The following is an 18915-nucleotide window of genomic DNA, read 5'->3' as shown; positions in this document are numbered from 1 at the left end:
TCCTTTCCCTTCCATAATTCATGATCTGTTCAAAGTATACCACCGAGGGATGAAACTGCGAAAATCATCGTGATCTTCACGGACACGCTCGATCTTGGTCATCATCTCATGTGTCTCTTCCGGCCTCACCTGCTGAATCCACACCACAGAAGACAACAGCGCCATAGCCGTATACAGTGAATACAATCTCCAGAATAACTCATCCGGTTCATTGCCATCGAAATAGCCCTGAATCTGACCTATGGAATATGGAATACTGATCTCCGAAGCAAACAAACCCAGCTTCAAAAATTCATGAATGGGATCCCCTTGATCATAACGATTAAAATCAATCACTCCTGCGAGCTTATCCTGCTTAACGACGAGATTGCTCGGGTGGAAGTCATCATGTTGAAATCCATCTGGACGATTTTTCATCCAACCGAGATGGTCTGCAATAAACGTTAGAATGGCCTGATCCTCTTTCATCACGATCGGGCACTGTTTATAGCGCTCTACGTAACGTTGATGCTTCGTGCTCTTGCGTATGTACCATGATTCGGTCTGTTCCTCCATCGGCAACTTGTGAATCAGTTGTAGCTGCGCTCCTGCTTCAAAGCCAACCGCCCACTGCTGCTGTTCATTCAGTTGAGGCAGTCTCTCGGAAGCATCTTCGCCTTCAATGTAGCTAAGAATCATATAACCGTTCTTCTCATCCAATCTACCTGTGCCTAACGTTGCTGGACACAGTACACCTAATTGTCCCATGCTCTTCAAACATTGATATTCCCTTTGCTTCATCGATTCCTCAGCAACATCATATACCCTCACCAACACATGGCCTTGGCCAGGGACAAACATTTTGAATTTAGCATCCGCTGAATACCCCTTCATAACGGGTTCAATCCGTGTAGCCTGATCAAGTTCAGGAATCTGTTTTAACCTGTCAATCAACGTATTGTCCATCGATGCATTCCATGTATTATGTCGTTCCATACCAGAATCCTCCGTTATTTCACGTATAACGTGTAGTATCGTCGGTCTATTCCCACTTTAACCCATGATGTTTCCTATAACATGCTTATATGTATTCTATCTGTTTCTATTTAAAAAGTACTGATTCGGGTTCTTTACCCGTCAGGGTCAGCATCGTATACAATTGTCCCCTGTGATGATATACATGCCCCATTATCTCAAGCAACCACTCCAGCCGACTATAGGAAGCTCCCCAGTACGAATCCGTCACATGTAATAACTCTTCCGTGTTAAACTGCCTGTACCGTTGGTATAGATACATCTGGTTATCAATCAAAGCCTGCTTGATCTCACGGAGCGAATGCACCTGGTTCTCTGCATAGAATTGAGCCATCTCTTCCTCCGATGCGCCTTCGGAAATATAAACATCCGCTCGGCAGATCACAGACAGATGAGCTAGTAGTTCTCCAACAGGACGTTTACCTTCAATTGGAGTCAAAGCCAAATCTTCTTCCGACAACTGATCACATATATCAATCAACGATGTTACGGCCACGTCAATATGTTTGAACGCAGATTGAATCAACAGATACACTTCCTTTTTATCCCATTATACAGAACATATGATCGCTTATCAACCAAGATATCCCTCCCTAATATATACCCCAAATCTATATAAATTGAACAAAACATTTACACAAAACGTAGAAGACAGAAAGGACCTGAAGAAGCAACGCGTTCGCCTACAAGCTTTCTGCAAGAAAGCTACATCGGAAGCATACGCTATCCCCGGATTTCCCCTTATAAAAGGAATCAAAAAAATCTGGGGATAACAGCGATCGGAAGGTTGTTCTGTCATCGGAGTGTGCAGTGTAAATATTCTTTAGTTCAATTGATATAACAATCTACGAACAAAAAAGTCCTTCCTCCTTCTTATAGACGGGATTCAGGACATTTTGTTGCCTATATGAGTTCAAATCTTTGCTCAACTTGAGTATAACGAACAATACGTTTGCTCGAATCGTCCAGCCTCCAAGTCAGACTTGCGAATGAAAAATTGCAGCTCCCCGCAATCCCACCATTGGAAACCAATAGCATCATGTGTATCTATCTTCAACAGCAGCAGCGTATCGGATAGTTCCTGCCATGTCCGATCCTCATCACCGCCGTAATGCTTGGTCAGCTTCTTCTCACACTCCTGCTCATTATAATCGTACTCTTCTCCCAATGCGATCTGTAACAAGGCCCGATGCTCGGCATCCGGATGCTGCCCGTCAGGATATCCAAACATTCCACCCCAATTCAGCGTACTCGGATGATTCCAGCTCGACTCGAACTCAAGGTATCGGTCATACAGACTCACTTCCGCTTCGGCCTCATCGCTCTCAAGCTGAGGCAGCGAGAGCTCATTCAGCGCGTTGGCGTCAATATATGCATATGTAGGAAACTCCAGATTAGGCAGTACGGTCACCGAATGTGCAACAAACGGGGCTCCATCCAGCGCGGTATCACCTTCAGGCTCTCGCCTTATTAGGTTATGAGAACTCGGTTCAAAAATCACACGATGTTCAATGGGACAAGCAGATTCATCCGTGCCAATGAAAAAGTATAACATTCCACGTTCAGGCAAAGTCCCGCGCCCATCATTCGGCGTATACGGCGACAAATCCACCAGGTTCAGTTGGGCCAGGAAAGTCATTGGAACCCCTTCTTGTGTTACGGGCCATTCCATGCGACTCGGCAAATCCGGATGCCCACCCACACGTGAGTTTCCTGTCCTGCGATATTCGTCCAGTGTGGATACATCGAGGCGAATTCCCCAGCGGCTTGAGGACAACAGCAGATCGGCAGCAACTCCCAAACCATATTCCTCAAGTGTTTTACGGGCTTTTCTGGTCAGACGTTCACATTGTTCTGGCTTAATCATATAGATCCTCCCCTTTTGACAATACACCTATGCTGAGACATATTCAGGTTCACACCTGTATATTCTTCCGCCCGGACGTCTTTCCCTGCTTCTATATAAATTGAACTTAAGATTATTTTACACTTACCACTCCGATGACAGAACAACCTTCCGATCGCTGTTACCCCCAGAATTTTTTAGATTCACCTTTGCAAAGGTAAAAATCCGGGGATAAAGGCGAACTCTTCGTTTCTTCAGGTTCTTTCTGTCCTCTACGTTCTCGTGTAAATGTGTAGTTCAATTTATATAGAAAAAAGAGACTGACACTCCTTGTCAGTCTACTTCTTTATCCTATATTGCATTTAACGATTTGGATCAGAAGACTTTTCCTGGTAAGCACGCATATGCTCCTCACCATCCAGGAATTCATGGGCCTGATGGGCTGCCATCACACCATGATAGCTGATATCCAGACCCAGATCTTCCTCTTCTTCTGTCGAACGTACAGGCACAATTTTGCCAATCAACTTTAACCCGATCCAGGTCATGGCGAATCCCCAGATGACCAAGGCTGTAAGGCCAAGTGCCTGAACACCCAGCAACCTCCAGCCGCCGCCCATGAATAATCCACCATCCGTGGCAAACAGACCTACGGCAATCGTGCCCCACATTCCTGATGCGGCATGCACCGGGAAAGCACCAACTGGATCATCAATCTGCCGACGGTCCAGCCAGTTGGTGGCAGCCATCATCAATAAGCCGGATACGGCCCCAATGAATATCGCTGCTGCATCACCAACAAAAGCACACCCTGCCGTAATGCCGACCAGTCCCGCAAGCGAACCGTTAATGACCGATGGTGCATCTGAACGATTGAAGCGGAATAACGTATACAGCAACGTGACTGCACCACCCGAAGCCGCAGATAACATCGTAACAATCGCAATGTGACCAATTCTTACATCCGTCGCGCTGAGTGTACTACCTGCATTGAAACCAAACCAGCCGAACCATAACAGAAATGCACCTACAGATGCCAGTGGCAGATTGCTCGGGAGTGCGATGGCACTTACGCCAAGTGGCGTGTACTTCCCTTTACGCGGACCAATGATAATCGCAGCAGCCAGTGCCGAGAATCCGCCAAGCGCATGGATGACGGCCGAACCGGCAAAGTCCTGCATCCCCAGCTGACTAAGCCAGCCGCCGCCCCATGCCCAGTGTCCACCAATTGGATAGATGATCGCCGTCATCAATATGATATATAACAGGTAGGCACGGAAGTTGATGCGCTCGGCTACCGCTCCTGAAACGATGGAAATAACGGCAATGGTAAAAGCAGCCTGGAACAACCAGAATGTCTCCAGAGATACCGGTACGTCCAGGTGAGACAAATCCCCATTCAGGAAAAATCCCGTTACTCCCGCAAAACCGCCAACGTCCGAACCATACATCAGTCCAAAACCGATAGCATAGAACAGCAACGTTCCAATCGTAATGTCAGCAAAAACCTTCATAATAATGTTCACACTATTTTTATAACGCACAAAGCCAGCCTCGAGCAGGGCGAATCCACCCTCCATCAATAAAATCATCGCTGCACTCAGTACGACCCAGACCGTATCAATCCCGGTGCTTAACGTCTCCAAAGTCATGCTTGTACATCCTCCGTTTCACTAAGCTGTCTGAGCTCACGGATTGTTTCGGGCGCAAGCTCAATCTTGTCCCGCTCAATGCTGTCCGGATGCTTAATTCGCTCTGCGATCTGATCCAATTCACGTATGCGTCTGCGAATCTGTTCCATCTTGCGAAAACGTTCCTTCACCTGCACCATATACTCTACCGCCTGATGATGGGATGCGGGGCGTCCCGCAAACCATTTGCGTACGGGCGACAACGATTGATAAGCGATCTCTTCCGCTCGACGCTTTTGTTCGAACTGTTCGATCTTCTGTTTGAGCGTTTCGATCTCATTTTCTTTTTTGACCTTCAGCCGTTCGATAAGGTACAATAAATCGGACGATGATATTTGCAATGCTGTATGGTGATACACCTCGTCGATTACTAACATATCATGTCAGGACTCCTTACATATCAAGTTACTTGTACCGATTATAGTTTGCCGGGGTCTACCCGTCAATCTTTTTTTGGACTTGTGATGGATTTAAATGAACCGTTCATGGAGAACGGCTTTTTTTATTTGGCACAGATTACATCTAACAAGGCTAATCTTGCCCAGGTTCGCATTCACTCTTTCCATTCTCAATGCTTATAGAATAAGCATCCACTTTTGGGGTAATGAACATACACAGACTACCCGCATCATAGAACCTATATATAAGGAGAGGATTGCACAATGTTTACCCGTAATGACAATATACGCAACCAAATCTGGGAAGCAATCTCGGGACTCGAAGAAGAACAATTGAACCAAAAACCTTCACCCCAACAATGGAGTATTATGCAAGTACTACGACATCTGAATCTGATGGAAAATGTAATTGGAAAACAAGCCCGCCTTGCCCTAGAGAAGGAACAGACGGTGTCTGTGGACAAAAAACCATATGAATTATCGTTGGACCGCAGCCGCTCCGTCGAGGCACCACCCCATCTTCAGCCTCCAGCAGCGCCTGAAGCACTTGCAGACGTACGCAGTGATCTGGACGAATCTCACCAAGCGTTAAACAACTTTGCATTGGATCATGATCCTGACCTGCTGCGCAGCAAGTCCTTTCCTCATCCCGTATTTGGTGAGATGGATCTTACTCAATGGATTGACTTTACAAGTTATCATGAGGAACGTCATCTGGGACAGATCCAAGAGATTAAACAGCAGCTTGGCGTATAAACACAACCTCCTTTTCACATAGCGAAGAATATAGTCTAACGACAAAAAAACCTCCAATCCTATTAATTTAGGTTGGAGGTTTTCAGTGTTCTTATGTTACGAATAAGAACGACACTTATATTTTTTTGCCCAAAATCGCCAGATCTCTATTCACACCATCCAACACGGCCACTTCGGGATAATATCCCCACTGTTCAAAACCATGCTTGCGCAATAACCCCAGACTCGGTTCGTTATGCCCGAAGACAAATCCGAGAATGGTTGTAATTCCAAGTGCAGGACATGCTGCAAATACCGTTTCGAGCAAACGTCCGCCAGCCCCAATTCCGCGGCATTGCTGATCCACGTATACACTGACTTCCACCGTTCCATTATACGCAGGGCGTCCATAGAACGAGCTGAGACTTGCCCAAGCTACCACATGCCCTGCCTGCTTCATCACCCAAAGCGGACGATGATCCGGTGAATGGTCCTCAAACCACGGAATACGCTGCTCCACCGTCACCGGCTCCAAATCCGCTGTTGCCATACGGCCCTCAATAGTGGAATTATATATTTCCACAATCCTCGGCAAGTCCTCCAGGCGCGCATATTCAATCTGCACATCTTCCAGTTTCATCGCTATTCCTCCATCATCTCAGATCGTTCTATTATCATAGAGGATATTATAACGGAGAAGAGAAGTTTTCGTCACCTCTAACATTCTGACAGAGAATTACTCTGGAAGTCCCTGTATTGTGTTCCCACGAGTGAACTGCTGACTCTGGTCTGCCCAACGAATGTTAATTGAGCGAGATGTGAACAGATCCGGACCGTCCGATACCTGGAAATGCAGATGAGCTTCACTGGAGTTACCCGAATTACCGAGCTCACCGATAGGGTCTCCTTGCTTGAGCTTATCTCCTTTTTTGACCGAAACACTGCCTTCCTTGATATGTCCTGTGATGCTGTATTCACCATTTCCATGATCGATCACCACATAGTTACCCGCCGGCTCTTCCGGATTCATGACACCCGGTACATTGTCCGGAATATCGTTTTTGATTTCGACGACTGTTCCGTCCGCAGCAGCATAGAGTGGTTCACCAAAAGCATAGTAGTTTTCGTTTGCCGTTGCCTCACCTTGATAACTTGAATTATTCTGTGTACGAACAATATCCAGGGCGTAGCGCTGGGTTTCATGCGCATAATGATAGTTGGACAACACATCATTGCCTCCCCAGAATACAAACCATTCCCCCTTCATCGGCAATTGAAATTCCGTTTTGGTGAATTTGGCATCCGTGTCCTCATGAGCTTGCAGTGGTTGGATCGAGAGACCTTCAATTTGATTTTCTTCGGAAAAATAGGCTCGAATCCCTTTGGTCCCAGTCTGATCCTTCCAGGCCACCTCAGATATTTGATTCATTTTGGCGTCTACCACTTGCTCCCATGATTCAACACCCTCCAGAAAAGGATCAGCGGTCGTTTTGAACTGCTCAAGCGTTAACGTCCCCTTTAATTCCGGAGAGAACTGATTATAGATTGCATCCTTTGAACCGTTCATCAAGGTATCTATGAAATTGTCTGGTGTAACCATCGTGCTCACCTCTGAACTTGAGTTCTGCTCCTGATTCGAGTTCTCGCTCGCTTCATTATTGGACGCCTCTTCGGCTGACTGCTGCTCCGCCTGGTCAGAAGTAATGGAGTTGCTGTTACCGCAAGCAGACAGTATCACGCAAGCTCCAAGGGTAATCGCAAGCACCTTCCAACCCCTTTTATTCTGTGATTTCAAATGTGTATTTTGCTCGGATTTCAGATGACCTTCTCTGTTCATTCTCAACATCCCTTCTACTAATCGTTATACTTTCCAGTTAAGTGTACAGAATGAGTCTTATCCTTCGTCTAACCCCAACTTACCAGTAGCTAAACTCGTCTTACCCTATAACGCTGCATAATTAAGATTCCGTTAAGATAGCTCGTACGCTATACAGCCCTCTTGAATGGTATGATTAGCAATAAACACAACGGAAGGATCAGGAGGTCATTTTTAAACTATGGATAACGTCTCATTACTGCTTGTGGATGATGAACAGGCGATTCTGCATATGCTCAAAACCGTTCTGCTCAAAGAGCAGTTTCTCGATATTGATACCGTTACAACAGGCGAAGCTGCCATTGAGGCATGCAACAACAAGACATACCACTGCATCGTGCTCGACATCATGCTTCCTGGCAAAAGCGGACTGGAAATCTGTCCTTTTCTAAGGCAAGTCACCGATGCGCCCATCCTGTTTCTGACGGCCAAAACAACCGATTATGACAAATTAACCGGATTCGCTGTTGGTGGCGACGATTATGTCGCCAAACCCTTTAATCCGCTGGAAGTCGTTGCTCGGATTAAATCATTACTGAAGCGTTATTTACCTTCCAAAACCGCAGCGATCTCGGATCACATCCCATCTAACGTAAATCCGTCATCTCCCAGCACATCGGAAGGCGTGTACGACTTTGGACGGTTTCAAGTGCTGGAATGGGCTGGTGAGCTTCGTGTTGAAGGTGAGTCCGTATCCTGTCCGGCACTTGTGTTTCAACTACTACTCTTTTTCTGCAAACATCCCAATCGCATCTTCACCAAGTCAGATCTATATGAACGGGTCTGGGGCTCTGAAGCCATTAGTGATGACAATACCGTGATGGTTCATATTCACCGCATTCGGGAGCGCATTGAAGCCGATCCTTCCAATCCAGTGTTTCTCATTAACGTCCGAGGTTTGGGATACAAACTGATTCAGCCGGAACATGTGTCACGCCCATGAGTATTCGTCGCAGGTTAATGACCCGGTTTATCGGGATGCTTGCCGGTGCAGTCGTTCTTATCATCCTGCTTGGGTCTGTAGCCACCTACTGGGTCGTGCAAAAGGTAAATGAAGTGAATCTGGTGGATGATTTTGCTGTTAATGGTCTGGACCAATTGATTAATACAGCAGAGATTCTGCCAGATAATACGATCCGATATGACCCCGAATTGCTGAAACAAGTGGATAAAAATCAAGGCTGGCTCCAGGTTCTGGATGAACAAGGTTACGCTATTGATGAATATCACACACCTGCCGATGTTCCTACTCACTATAAACCGGGGGAATTGATTGCATACTGGGAAATCCAGAAGCCGTTCCCTTATCAGATTGTCATGCTGATTCGGGAGAAAAACGGGAAGGAATTCACCTTGTTATATGGCGAGAGTAACCCGGCCAAGTCCTTAATGAATAACATTCGTTCAGACCTTGCTTTCACCAACGGGAAGCTTGATCTTCAGCCCGACCAACAGGAGGCCCTCCGTGCCGCCAATGCTTATCTTCAAGTATTGGACGCGTCAGGAAGCGAACTCTCCTCCTATAACAAACCGCCCATGGGCGTACCAAGCGAATACACCATTCAGGAACTGGTTCTGCAAATTCGCTATCCGAGTCGATCAGGCATGTCTGTTGCCACGTGGTACGATGAGAAGAATGAAACCACCTGGCTGATTAGCATCCCTGGCGATCCATTGGCGACCGGAAATCAAAACCCCTACAGTTTTATTCTGGAACCGGCATTGGTTGTATTGATCGTGTCCATCATCATTCTGCTCATTTTGCTTGCCTTCTGGTATGCCAACCGCTTCGGCTCACCTATGCTGCATATGCTCCAATGGTTACAGCGTCTGGAACGAGGACATTACGAGGAACCTACCGGAGCCTTTGGAGTGCCTCGCAGTCAGCGTCGTAACGGAAAGTGGAAGCGAAAATACAACGTGTATGCTGAAGTGCTTCGCTCCATGCAGGCCCTGTCTCACACTTTGAAGCAAGATGAAGAACTTCGGAAACAGACCGATTCTCTGCGGGAGGAGTGGATTGCTGGCATAACACATGACCTGAAGACACCCCTCTCCTCCATTCAGGGATATGCTCATATGCTTGAGGCGGATAAGTATAGCTGGACCGCGGAGGAAGTCAGAGAATTCGCAGGCATAATGCTCGATAAGTCCATGTATATGGACAGGCTTGTCAACGACCTTGCCATGACCTATCGATTACGCAGTGGAGGATATCAACCTGTGGTGGAAAAGACTGACGTAAATACGTTACTCCGTGATCTGATCCAGCGCGCTGAACGGAATCCGGCATATGGAGAAGGTCGCATCATATTCCAACCGTCCGAAGTGCCTGTGTATGGACTTGTCCATATTCCGTCGTTTGAACGAATTGTGGATAATCTGACCGCCAATGCCCTTCTTCATAATCCGCCCGAGTCCATCCTGGTTGTCAGTGTGCATTCTGGTACGCAGGCAGATGAATTCAGCATTCAGTTTGCCGATAATGGACGAGGCATGGACCCCGAGACGGTATGGAAGTTATTTGAACGATACTATCGCGGCACAGATACAGGTACATCGGACGTTGGATCAGGGCTGGGCATGGCGGTAATCAAAGGGTTGATCGAAGCCATGAATGGTCGTATTGAGGTACAGTCCACCCCTGGTGAAGGAACGATCATTCGCTTAATATGGGATGAGCCGTCCGAAACCAAATAAAATGTTCCGCTTGACCTTTCCATTTTCAGTCTATATAATCGACACTCAATAACACCTGTTCCAATATATTGATATTGAATGCAACACATTTCAGAATAATTCAAATGAGTTTGATCTAACATATTTGGCGATGACCAGAGACAAGATTTCGTTTGCGTGCTGCCCAGAGAGAGAGGGGATTGGTGAAACCTTCTTCAGCGAACGGACCGGAATTACCCCTCTGCAGCCGTGACCTCGAACCTCAGCATTTTGGACCCCTTTGGATGTTCGACATGCTGTCAGTAGAGTTCACCGCCTGATCCCCGATAACGGATTCCAATGAGGGTTATGATGTTTTCTGTTCCGGCGGCTGGCCGAGATCAGGGTGCACCATAACCAAAATTAGGGTGGAACCACGAGCCAAGCGCACTCGTCCCTTTTCCGGGACGGGTGTTTTTTGCGCTTTCATTTCAAGAAATGGAGAGTGGTTCACATGAGCAAACAAGAAAACAGTAACTCAGCAAGCAACAAATCAGGTAACGAAATAAACAACCAAGCAAATGATCTTCAACCATCCAGTCATTCCATTGAGGTCCGTCTGCAAGGTGGCGCGATACGTTCTTACGAAGCAGGCATCACTGTAGGGGCGGTCGCCTCATCCATCAGCACAAGTCTTGGGAAACAGGCTATCGGCGGTATTGTAGATGGTCAGAATGTCGATCTCGATTGGGTGCTCAAGCAAGATTGCGAACTCGTTATTGTTACTTTGGACAGCGCGGAAGGTCTGTATCGTTATCGTCACAGCGCAGCACATGTGCTGGCACAGGCGCTCAAACGCATCTACGGTGCAGAACAAGTGAAACTGGGTATCGGCCCAGTCATTGAAGATGGATTCTATTACGATGTTGATCTGGAGCATGCCTTGTCCATCAGTGATCTGGCTGCCATTGAGCGGGAAATGAGCAAAATCATTCAGGAGAATCATAAGATCAGTCGCCGGGTCGTTAACCGGGAGGAAGCCCTCCGTATCTTCGGAGAGATCCAGGACCCCTACAAGCTTGAACTCATTCAGGATTTGCCGAAGAACGCCGAACTTTCAATCTATGATCAAGGAGAGTTGTTCGATCTGTGTCGCGGTCCCCATCTTCCATCCACTGGTCGGATCAAAGCGTTCAAGCTGCTGAATGTCGCCGGTGCGTACTGGCGGGGTAACTCGGATAATAAGATGCTGCAACGCATCTACGGCACTGCTTTTCCGAACAAAGCCCAGCTGGATGAACATCTGCACATGCTCGAAGAAGCGAAAAAACGGGATCACCGTAAACTTGGCAAAGAGCTTGAACTGTTCATGTTCTCCGAAGAAGCGCCCGGCATGCCCTTCTATCTGCCTAAAGGCATGACTGTTCGCACTGAACTGGAGCAGTTCTCCCGTGAGCTGCAATTACAGGAAGGGTATCAGGAAGTTCGGACTCCTCTCATGATGAACAACCGACTGTGGGAGCAATCCGGCCATTGGGAGCATTACAAGGACAACATGTATTTCTCGGAAGTGGACGATGCCACTTTTGCACTGAAACCGATGAACTGCCCTGGGCACATGCTGATCTTCAAAAACACACTTCATTCCTATCGCGAATTACCGATTCGCATGATGGAATTTGGTCAGGTTCACCGTCATGAATTCTCAGGTGCCCTGAACGGCATGATGCGTGTGCGGACATTCTGCCAGGATGATGCTCATCTCTACGTCATGCCAGAGCAGATCGAGGACGAGATCAATCAGGCGATCTCACTGATCGGACGTATGTACGATATCTTTGGATTCGAATATAAGATTGAGTTGTCCACTCGTCCAGAAGACTCCATGGGATCGGAAGAACTGTGGGATCAGGCGGAACGTGCATTGCAAAATGTACTGGATCGCCGCGGCGTGGAGTATCGTGTTAACGAAGGAGACGGTGCCTTTTATGGACCAAAAATTGACTTTCATATCCTCGATGCACTGAAGCGTAGCTGGCAGTGCGGAACAATCCAGCTTGATTTTCAAATGCCGGAGAAGTTCGACCTCACTTACATTGGCGAGGATAGCCTGAAACACCGTCCTGTCGTGATCCATCGTGCCATCTACGGTTCCATTGATCGTTTCATCGGCATTCTTACTGAGCACTATGCAGGAGCGTTCCCACTCTGGCTCGCGCCTGTGCAAGTGAAGCTGCTGCCTGTATCGGATCATTACGCAGACTATGCGCTCCAAGTACAGAGCCAACTCCGGGCTGCGGGCATTCGGGTAGAAACAGATCTGCGTAGCGAGAAGCTCGGGTACAAAATCCGTGAAGCCCAGATGGAAAAAGTGCCTTATTCGCTCGTGCTTGGTGAAAATGAGAAAAATGCCTCATCTGCCTCTGTCCGTGCATACGGTCAGGGAGATCAAGGCATCCAACGTATTGAAGCTGTTATTGAAATGATCCAACAAGCTGTGAAGGCAAAAGTATAAAAGATGTAACGACTCTATTCATGGGTCACTCATCAGCTTGTGCTGAATTACAACTTCTCGTCATCTCTTAGCCCCACCTGTTCTTCGCTCCATGTCCAGAAACGCTCAGCTGAAGCTTCATCTACGGCATGTTTCTTCAGCTGCTGCTCTTTCTGTTGATAGAAGTAACGCCCGGTGATGCCGACGACTTCAGGGCTTGTGGCCAGATAAACAGCCGTTCGCACCCCTTCTTCAGGGGACAGAAAGAATGGAAGCTTGCCCACAAACGCCATAATGCGTGTGCCAAATCCAGTATTGCGATCTACGCCAATGCTCGTTCCCACCGCACCAGGGTGTAGACAGTTCACCGTGACAGATGTGCCTGACAGTTTGCGGGCCAGCGCACGAGTGAACAACACGTTAGCCAATTTGGATTGGGCGTAGCTTTTGATCGGATTATAACTTTTGTGCAAATGTGGATCTTCGAAGTGGATTTTGCCGGCCTTGTAAGCACCTGACGAAACGTTCACAACCCGTCCCTGCGTTGCAGCTTTCAGAGGTTCTATCAAAAGTAAGGTCAGCAGGAAATGCCCCAGATGGTTAATGCCGATACTCTGTTCGAACCCGTCTGAGGTTTCCTTCCGCTTAACCATCACTACCCCCGCATTATTAACCAGAACGTCAAGGCGATCATGATGCTCGCGGAATGTGCGGGCAAACTGGCGTATACTTTCGAGTGAACCCAGGTCACACAGCATCAATTCAATCGCAGAAGAACCGGACTGACGCATAGCTTCCTGAAGAGCCTCCTGTCCGCGCTTCTCACTGCGGCATGCCATGATTACGTGATATCCTTGTCTTGCAAGTTCAATGGTGGTTGCCAACCCCATACCTGAGTTAGCTCCTGTTACAATTGCTGTCTGATTGGACATGAGGTACTTCCCTTCTGAACCTGAGGTTCCGAAATTAGAGGCGCAACGACGGACAATATGAGATAATGATAGGATCACATCTCGGTTTCCATGGGAGGACAAGTATGCTGACCAAAGAAGATTTTAAAAAAGTTAAAAAACAAGCCAAACTTGAAATCGCACTACTCGAACAGGAATATCAGGAAATCTTGCAGAACGTTGATTCTACGCTGTATGAAAAATACGGTATCTTGGACCAGGAAGAAACACGTGAGCTCACCCGAAAACGCAAAAACCGAAGATATGCTTCACTGGTCATCGAACTATGCGCCATTATTGAACAAATGTTACATCAACTGTACAGAGACGTATATCAGAAAAAGTTTAATTCGACCCAGCTGATGAAAACTCCTGCCTATCGTGCGCGCTCCAACATGGAGATTATTCAAGCCGAACTGAGTAAAGAATTCATTGCTCTTGAATCCGAAAAAGAACACTTCGCAGAAGCCCTTAGCCAGGTGTTTCAGACGAGGAACAAACTTGTTCATGATAACTTCTCATTTGTCTCCATCGTTAAGGATGGCAGTAATGAAGAAGAAACGTTTGAAACATTACTCCATACGGTAAAAAAATATAGAAAACACTTAAAATATAATCGCCCTGAATAACAACAATCATCGCTAAAAAAGAAAAGGAGGTGTACCGGACTACGGTCCGGACAACCATGAGCCATCCAACAACTTCGATTACTGTGCTAAATCTTCAGATTCCCACACCTTCTGGGAACAGCCCCATATTCCCCGTCATGCTTCGTGACGAAGATGGGGTAACCCTGGTGGATACAGGCATGATTGGACAATTTGCTGAACTTCAATCCGCTTTGGAACAAGAAGGCGTTCAACTCTCGGACGTCAAACGTGTGATTATTACCCATCAGGACATCGATCATATCGGTAATCTGGGCGCTCTTCTGGATGCTATTCCCGATCTGGAAATCTGGGCACATGCCGACGAGATTCCATATCTAACAGGTGAGAAATCTTTGATAAAGTTCACGCCTGAACGTCGTGCGTTGCTGCCCGCGCCCGTATTGGCACTGGCAGATCAACTGCTCTTGCAGCTGCCTGAAGTGAACATCAGCAGAACACTGGCGGACGGAGACTTGTTACCCCTTCAAGGTGGTACACAGGTTATTCATACACCGGGACATACCCCAGGTCATATCTGCCTGTATTTCGGTGAGCAGCAGTTCCTGCTCGCTGCCGATGAACTTCGTGTGGTCGATGATGAACTGGTTGGCCCAGCGCCACCCGCGACACCGGACATGCCTGAAGCGCTACGAAGCCTGAAGAAACTGACCGACCTTAAGCTCGATAAAGTCCTCTGTTATCACGGTGGAGAGTACACGAATGATCCCGCTCAGCGCATTGCCACACTTGCGGAGAGCGCAGAGTAGTAAAGAACGCGGAGCTGTGAGTATTTTTGGAATGACACAAGCATCCTATTAACGCTGTTTCTCTTCGTGCGGCATTGTGCGGAGTAGCTCATTCAAGATTAGGGCGACACATACATTACAATCAAGGAGCTGTCCCATAAGTCATGAATTTGACGGGAACAGCTCCTTTAATTAACTAACCATGTGCATATACTACTGCACTGGAGTTGTTTTGTAACGAATCTCTGACACCCTATACGCAGAATTTTGAGTATCAGTATTTTCTAACGAACTCCAGATACCTTAGTTACTCATTTCATTGGTTTTCCGCAGGTTTCGAGTGAATTTTGGCGATATAACGTGACTGAGGTTCGTTATATACTATGAACGCCACCAAACCTCTATTTAAGGTGCGTCAGGTTCGTTAGAAAAATTTTATTTAGAGCGATTCAGATTCAGGGCACTTCAGGGCTTTGGCTCAAGTTGAGCGGCAACCGTTCGTTTTGAACATACTCCATCCTCAACCTTACGGGGATACCAATCCGGTTCGACGCTGTCCTGCAACACTGATTTTATCTCCCTTGACCCCGACTTAGCTCTCCGGAGTAAGTACAATCAGCTTGTCATCCCCATCACGTGGCGATCCTCGTCCATCCCGATTGTTCGTAAGCACGTATAACTTTCCGTCCTCACCAGCACTCACATTGCGAATTCGACCCCATTCATCTTCGAAGATCGGTTCCACCTGCTCGACCTGTGTACCATCTTCCGAAAGAGTAACCTTCAGCAACTGCTCTCCACGCAGATTCGCAGCAATCAGTGATCCAGCCCAAGGTCCTTCTTCAACAAAAGCTACACCAGACGGTGCCCATGTATCATTCCCACTATGTGCAAGCGGAGCCTGATATGCGCCATTGTCATCGTCATCTCCCTCCACCTCAGGCCAGCCATAATTCTCACCAGCTACAATCCGGTTGATCTCATCATGATTACGCTGACCATGCTCAGTGGAGTAGAGATAACCGTTGTCCGGGTTCCAGGCCAGTCCCTGTGCGTTACGGTGTCCCATACTGTATACAGGTGAATTCGGCCATGGGTTGTCTGCCGGGATCGATCCGTCGAGACCTATCCGCAATATTTTACCCCCAAGGCTATCTTGGTTCTGTGACAGTTCCGGTTCATACCGCTCACCTGTTGTGATATAGAGCAACTTGTCCGGGCCAATCTTGATCCGCCCACCGTTATGATTTGTTCCGCCTGGAATGTTACCAAGTAGTTCTTTGTCTATGACCGCTTTGCCATCATTCACCTTGAGGCGTAACACCCGATTGGCAATGTTGTCGCCTTCGAGATAGGAGTGGTATGCATACAAGTAACCGTTCTCCTCAAAGTCCGGATCAGCTGCAAGACCCAACAGACCTCCTTCCCCTTCTTCATTAAACGGAGCTGAGAATTCAATCAGTGGTTCAGAGGCCAGTTTTCCATCCTCAATGACCCGAATCGCACCAGGGCGTTCCGTTACAAACATCCGACCATCTGGCACACTCACAATCTCCCATGGTGCATTCAATCCTTCAACCAGAACAGAAGCCTGATACGGAATAACCGTCTCTCCCTGCGCCCCACTCTCATTTCCACTTGCACCGGTATTGCCTCCATTGGCTGTCTGTCCCTGACCTGTTCCCTGTCCCTGAGACGTCTGCTCTGTCCCTCCCGTAAAGGTTTCGCCTGAAGAACATGACGCGGTTAACAGTGCCACACTTAATAATGAAGCATACAGCGGAACGTTTACTCGATTATTCATGACTACATCTCCCTTCGCATATCGTTCTTTTGTATAAAATAATTAAGCCAAGCTTCAACGTATTGTTAATATATTGTACTCTATAGTTGTGGCGCTATTATTCATGTGTAAAGCGGTTTCGCCCTGTATTACCCTTCATACCAGCCGCTTAAACCGAGAATTCAAGGGATTCCGAGGACATGAAATCACCGCAGTTTGGAATTCCATCATAATCTTTTATAATAGAAGGATAGTATGAATGGAAAGGTGGACAACTACACTTATGAATCAAAACCCTTTATCTCGTCTTGAAGCCGATCTGTCCGGGCAAGGATTGGACGCCATGCTGATCACAGATCCGAAACATATCTACTATTTAACTGGATTTGCGAGCAATCCGCATGAACGCTTCCTTGGTCTGGTTCTTGCACGCGGCGAAGAGCCCCTGTTGATTGTACCCGCACTGGACGCAGAAGCTGCCGCTGCCGCTTCCTCGGTATCCAACATTGCCACTCACACGGATACGGATAATCCGTACGCCTTGTTCGATCGTTATCAGGGGCTCTTGGGCCGAGTAGGTCTCGAGAAAGAATACGTGACAGTCGCACGTTATGAGCAACTGACCGCCGCGCTGGGTGCTGCCAGCTTTGAAGATGTTGGCCCCCTGCTTCGCACATTGCGTGTAAAAAAAACACCTGATGAGGTAGCCCGCATTCGCCACGCTATTCATCTAATTGAAGAAACTCTTCGTCAAGGCCTCTCTCATGTTCGCACAGGCGTAACCGAGATTGAACTTGTCGCCGAGATGGAGTATCAGATGAAAAAGCTGGGTGCCGACGGCCCTTCCTTTGATACCATGGTGCTCACGGGACCCAAAACAGGTCTGCCACACGGCACACCGGGTGAACGGAAACTGCAACATGGTGACCTGTTGATGTTTGACATGGGTGTGTATGCTGGAGGATATGCCTCGGATATCACACGTACATTCGCCTTTGGTGACATCTCACCTGAACTCAAAACCATCTATAACACTGTGCTCGCAGCGAACGAAGCTGCTATCCAAATCGTGAAACCAGGCATTACCTGCGCCGAAGTAGATCGTGCAGCACGCCAGGTAACGGAAGTAGCGGGATACGGCGAACGTTTTATGCATAGAGTAGGCCACGGATTGGGTATCGACGTACATGAGTATCCTTCCCTCCATGGAGAGAATATGGACATCCTGAATGAAGGTACCGTATTCACGATTGAACCGGGCATCTATACCGCAGCAGGCGGCGTTCGTATCGAGGATGATGTAATTGTGACCGAGACGGGTGTCGAAGTTCTGACAACATATCCAAAAGAGCTGCAAATCCTTACCGACTAATCCAATGGGATCTATGTCAAAAACAGCCCATATACATCAATGCTCAGCCGATATTATGCATCATAAACTAAACTGCACGAAACTGTGCTGAACTGTATCTTCAATAATATAAAGTACACACGCGAACGCAAAAATCCCGCAAATCCATGAATATCATGGGTTGCGGGATTGTAATTAATACAAAGCATATCCTAAATTACTCCGTCTGCATTCTACGTAATCTTATTCCTGCTCACTCATTTACCATCAGTCAAACTCATGCGTGATATCCTGCCAAGACTCTAGCTGTGGCAACTGTTGCTTCCCCCAGTAATCCAGAAACCATTGAATAATCCCAGTTGTATCTGTTGTGCTGCAGCTGTAATGCCGGAAACCGTCCTCGCCTTCCTGCAAACGAATCTCCGCCACCATTTGCCCTGGTTCCTCAAGCGCAGCAGCCTGCATATACATACTTCCCTCCACCAGCTCCGAAGGTTTAAGTACTACGTATTCCTGCAATTCCAGATTGGTGATCAACTCCACCAATAACGAGGCATTAATACTATCATTCTCGTAGGTTGTGCCATTGCTTTCCAGTGTATAACGCAGTGTAGAATACATGTGCGATTCCCCTTTGTATGAAGTCATTATTGGCTAATAATAAATGATACACGCTCATAAACGACAGGTCGTTTATATTATAACTTTTTCATAAAAATGTAA

17 protein-coding genes are annotated in these 18915 nt (G+C 47.3%); 7 read left to right on the top strand and 10 right to left on the bottom strand.

All coding sequences use genetic code 11. The features are described from left to right. Positions 1–18: 18 nt before the first annotated feature. The 5 genes from V6669_RS07550 to V6669_RS07530 form a co-directional block, all read right to left on the bottom strand. Complete coding sequence (locus tag V6669_RS07550) at positions 19–975, bottom strand: aminoglycoside phosphotransferase family protein (RefSeq protein WP_338592371.1); 957 nt, start codon at positions 973–975, stop codon at positions 19–21. Between the two features lie 106 nt (positions 976–1081). Further along, positions 1082–1540, bottom strand: coding sequence for a DinB family protein (locus V6669_RS07545; protein WP_017689934.1), 459 nt, complete (start codon positions 1538–1540; stop codon positions 1082–1084). A gap of 399 nt (positions 1541–1939) precedes the next feature. Further along, entirely contained in the window at positions 1940–2881 is a 942-nt protein-coding gene (locus tag V6669_RS07540; RefSeq protein ID WP_338592368.1) for a YwqG family protein, read from the bottom strand. 341 nt (positions 2882–3222) lie between these two features. Further along, positions 3223–4512, bottom strand: coding sequence for an ammonium transporter (locus V6669_RS07535; protein ID WP_338592366.1), 1290 nt, complete (start codon positions 4510–4512; stop codon positions 3223–3225). Continuing rightward, positions 4509–4928, bottom strand: a complete 420-nt coding sequence (locus V6669_RS07530; RefSeq protein WP_338592364.1) for a hypothetical protein — start codon at positions 4926–4928, stop codon at positions 4509–4511. Before V6669_RS07530 ends, V6669_RS07535 begins: the two co-directional genes overlap by 4 nt. Positions 4929–5213: 285 nt before the next feature. Between V6669_RS07530 and V6669_RS07525 the strand changes: the two genes are divergently transcribed. Beyond that, complete coding sequence (locus V6669_RS07525) at positions 5214–5705, top strand: DinB family protein (RefSeq protein WP_338592362.1); 492 nt, start codon at positions 5214–5216, stop codon at positions 5703–5705. 115 nt (positions 5706–5820) lie between these two features. Here V6669_RS07525 and V6669_RS07520 read toward each other — a convergent pair whose 3' ends face one another. Together V6669_RS07520 and V6669_RS07515 are read right to left on the bottom strand one after the other, a co-directional pair. Then, positions 5821–6324 (bottom strand): GNAT family N-acetyltransferase, encoded by a 504-nt coding sequence (locus V6669_RS07520; protein ID WP_192134353.1) that lies wholly within the window; start codon positions 6322–6324, stop codon positions 5821–5823. Positions 6325–6420: 96 nt separating this feature from the next. Further along, complete coding sequence (locus tag V6669_RS07515) at positions 6421–7521, bottom strand: peptidoglycan DD-metalloendopeptidase family protein (RefSeq protein ID WP_338592355.1); 1101 nt, start codon at positions 7519–7521, stop codon at positions 6421–6423. A 220-nt stretch (positions 7522–7741) separates the two neighbouring features. On the opposite strand from V6669_RS07515, the gene V6669_RS07510 reads away from it, so the two are divergent. From V6669_RS07510 to thrS, 3 genes are all read left to right on the top strand, one after another. Next, positions 7742–8503: a response regulator transcription factor gene (locus V6669_RS07510; RefSeq protein WP_338592353.1), complete on the top strand. Its 762-nt coding sequence runs from the start codon at positions 7742–7744 to the stop codon at positions 8501–8503. Beyond that, the gene (locus V6669_RS07505; RefSeq protein ID WP_338592351.1) at positions 8500–10260 is read left to right on the top strand and encodes a HAMP domain-containing sensor histidine kinase; all 1761 of its coding nucleotides are present in this window, start codon (positions 8500–8502) and stop codon (positions 10258–10260) included. The genes V6669_RS07510 and V6669_RS07505 overlap by 4 nt, the downstream gene beginning before the upstream one ends. 472 nt (positions 10261–10732) lie before the next feature. After that, positions 10733–12733 carry a threonine--tRNA ligase gene (gene thrS / locus V6669_RS07500; RefSeq protein ID WP_338592349.1) on the top strand — a complete coding sequence of 667 codons (2001 nt, stop codon included), beginning with the start codon at positions 10733–10735 and terminating at the stop codon, positions 12731–12733. Positions 12734–12780: 47 nt separating this feature from the next. Here thrS and V6669_RS07495 read toward each other — a convergent pair whose 3' ends face one another. Further along, entirely contained in the window at positions 12781–13644 is an 864-nt protein-coding gene (locus tag V6669_RS07495) for an SDR family oxidoreductase (protein WP_338592347.1), read from the bottom strand. A gap of 104 nt (positions 13645–13748) precedes the next feature. Between V6669_RS07495 and V6669_RS07490 the strand changes: the two genes are divergently transcribed. Together V6669_RS07490 and V6669_RS07485 are read left to right on the top strand one after the other, a co-directional pair. Then, positions 13749–14291: a hypothetical protein gene (locus V6669_RS07490; RefSeq protein ID WP_338592345.1), complete on the top strand. Its 543-nt coding sequence runs from the start codon at positions 13749–13751 to the stop codon at positions 14289–14291. A gap of 56 nt (positions 14292–14347) precedes the next feature. Further along, positions 14348–15079: an MBL fold metallo-hydrolase gene (locus tag V6669_RS07485; RefSeq protein WP_338592343.1), complete on the top strand. Its 732-nt coding sequence runs from the start codon at positions 14348–14350 to the stop codon at positions 15077–15079. A 571-nt stretch (positions 15080–15650) separates the two neighbouring features. On the opposite strand, the gene V6669_RS07480 is transcribed toward V6669_RS07485, so the two are convergent. Continuing rightward, a complete protein-coding gene (locus V6669_RS07480; RefSeq protein ID WP_338592341.1) occupies positions 15651–16862 on the bottom strand; it encodes a PQQ-dependent sugar dehydrogenase in 1212 nt (403 codons plus the stop codon). 262 nt (positions 16863–17124) lie between these two features. On the opposite strand from V6669_RS07480, the gene V6669_RS07475 reads away from it, so the two are divergent. Then, entirely contained in the window at positions 17125–18213 is a 1089-nt protein-coding gene (locus tag V6669_RS07475) for a Xaa-Pro peptidase family protein (RefSeq protein WP_338592339.1), read from the top strand. A gap of 246 nt (positions 18214–18459) precedes the next feature. Here the strand turns inward: V6669_RS07475 and V6669_RS07470 are convergent, their stop codons facing one another. After that, positions 18460–18813 carry a hypothetical protein gene (locus V6669_RS07470; RefSeq protein ID WP_338592337.1) on the bottom strand — a complete coding sequence of 118 codons (354 nt, stop codon included), beginning with the start codon at positions 18811–18813 and terminating at the stop codon, positions 18460–18462. Between the last annotated feature and the right edge of the window lie 102 nt (positions 18814–18915).

Source organism: Paenibacillus sp. Y5S-9 (assembly GCF_036894235.1).
Classification (GTDB): Bacteria; Bacillota; Bacilli; order Paenibacillales; family Paenibacillaceae; genus Paenibacillus.
The sequence above is the reverse complement of the archived record's forward strand: the minus strand, read 5'-3'. Positions and strand labels throughout refer to the sequence as shown.

Bases quoted from the DNA above. Each gene is read 5' to 3' on its own strand.
- V6669_RS07550 (WP_338592371.1), bottom strand. From the start codon at position 975: ATGGAACGACATAATACATGGAATGCATCGATGGACAATACGTTGATT.
- V6669_RS07540 (WP_338592368.1), bottom strand. From the start codon at position 2,881: ATGATTAAGCCAGAACAATGTGAACGTCTGACCAGAAAAGCCCGTAAA.
- V6669_RS07535 (WP_338592366.1), bottom strand. From the start codon at position 4,512: ATGACTTTGGAGACGTTAAGCACCGGGATTGATACGGTCTGGGTCGTA.
- V6669_RS07530 (WP_338592364.1), bottom strand. From the start codon at position 4,928: ATGTTAGTAATCGACGAGGTGTATCACCATACAGCATTGCAAATATCA.
- V6669_RS07525 (WP_338592362.1), top strand. From the start codon at position 5,214: ATGTTTACCCGTAATGACAATATACGCAACCAAATCTGGGAAGCAATC.
- V6669_RS07520 (WP_192134353.1), bottom strand. From the start codon at position 6,324: ATGAAACTGGAAGATGTGCAGATTGAATATGCGCGCCTGGAGGACTTG.
- V6669_RS07515 (WP_338592355.1), bottom strand. From the start codon at position 7,521: ATGAACAGAGAAGGTCATCTGAAATCCGAGCAAAATACACATTTGAAA.
- V6669_RS07510 (WP_338592353.1), top strand. From the start codon at position 7,742: ATGGATAACGTCTCATTACTGCTTGTGGATGATGAACAGGCGATTCTG.
- V6669_RS07505 (WP_338592351.1), top strand. From the start codon at position 8,500: ATGAGTATTCGTCGCAGGTTAATGACCCGGTTTATCGGGATGCTTGCC.
- thrS (WP_338592349.1), top strand. From the start codon at position 10,733: ATGAGCAAACAAGAAAACAGTAACTCAGCAAGCAACAAATCAGGTAAC.
- V6669_RS07495 (WP_338592347.1), bottom strand. From the start codon at position 13,644: ATGTCCAATCAGACAGCAATTGTAACAGGAGCTAACTCAGGTATGGGG.
- V6669_RS07490 (WP_338592345.1), top strand. From the start codon at position 13,749: ATGCTGACCAAAGAAGATTTTAAAAAAGTTAAAAAACAAGCCAAACTT.
- V6669_RS07485 (WP_338592343.1), top strand. From the start codon at position 14,348: ATGAGCCATCCAACAACTTCGATTACTGTGCTAAATCTTCAGATTCCC.
- V6669_RS07480 (WP_338592341.1), bottom strand. From the start codon at position 16,862: ATGAATAATCGAGTAAACGTTCCGCTGTATGCTTCATTATTAAGTGTG.
- V6669_RS07475 (WP_338592339.1), top strand. From the start codon at position 17,125: ATGAATCAAAACCCTTTATCTCGTCTTGAAGCCGATCTGTCCGGGCAA.
- V6669_RS07470 (WP_338592337.1), bottom strand. From the start codon at position 18,813: ATGTATTCTACACTGCGTTATACACTGGAAAGCAATGGCACAACCTAC.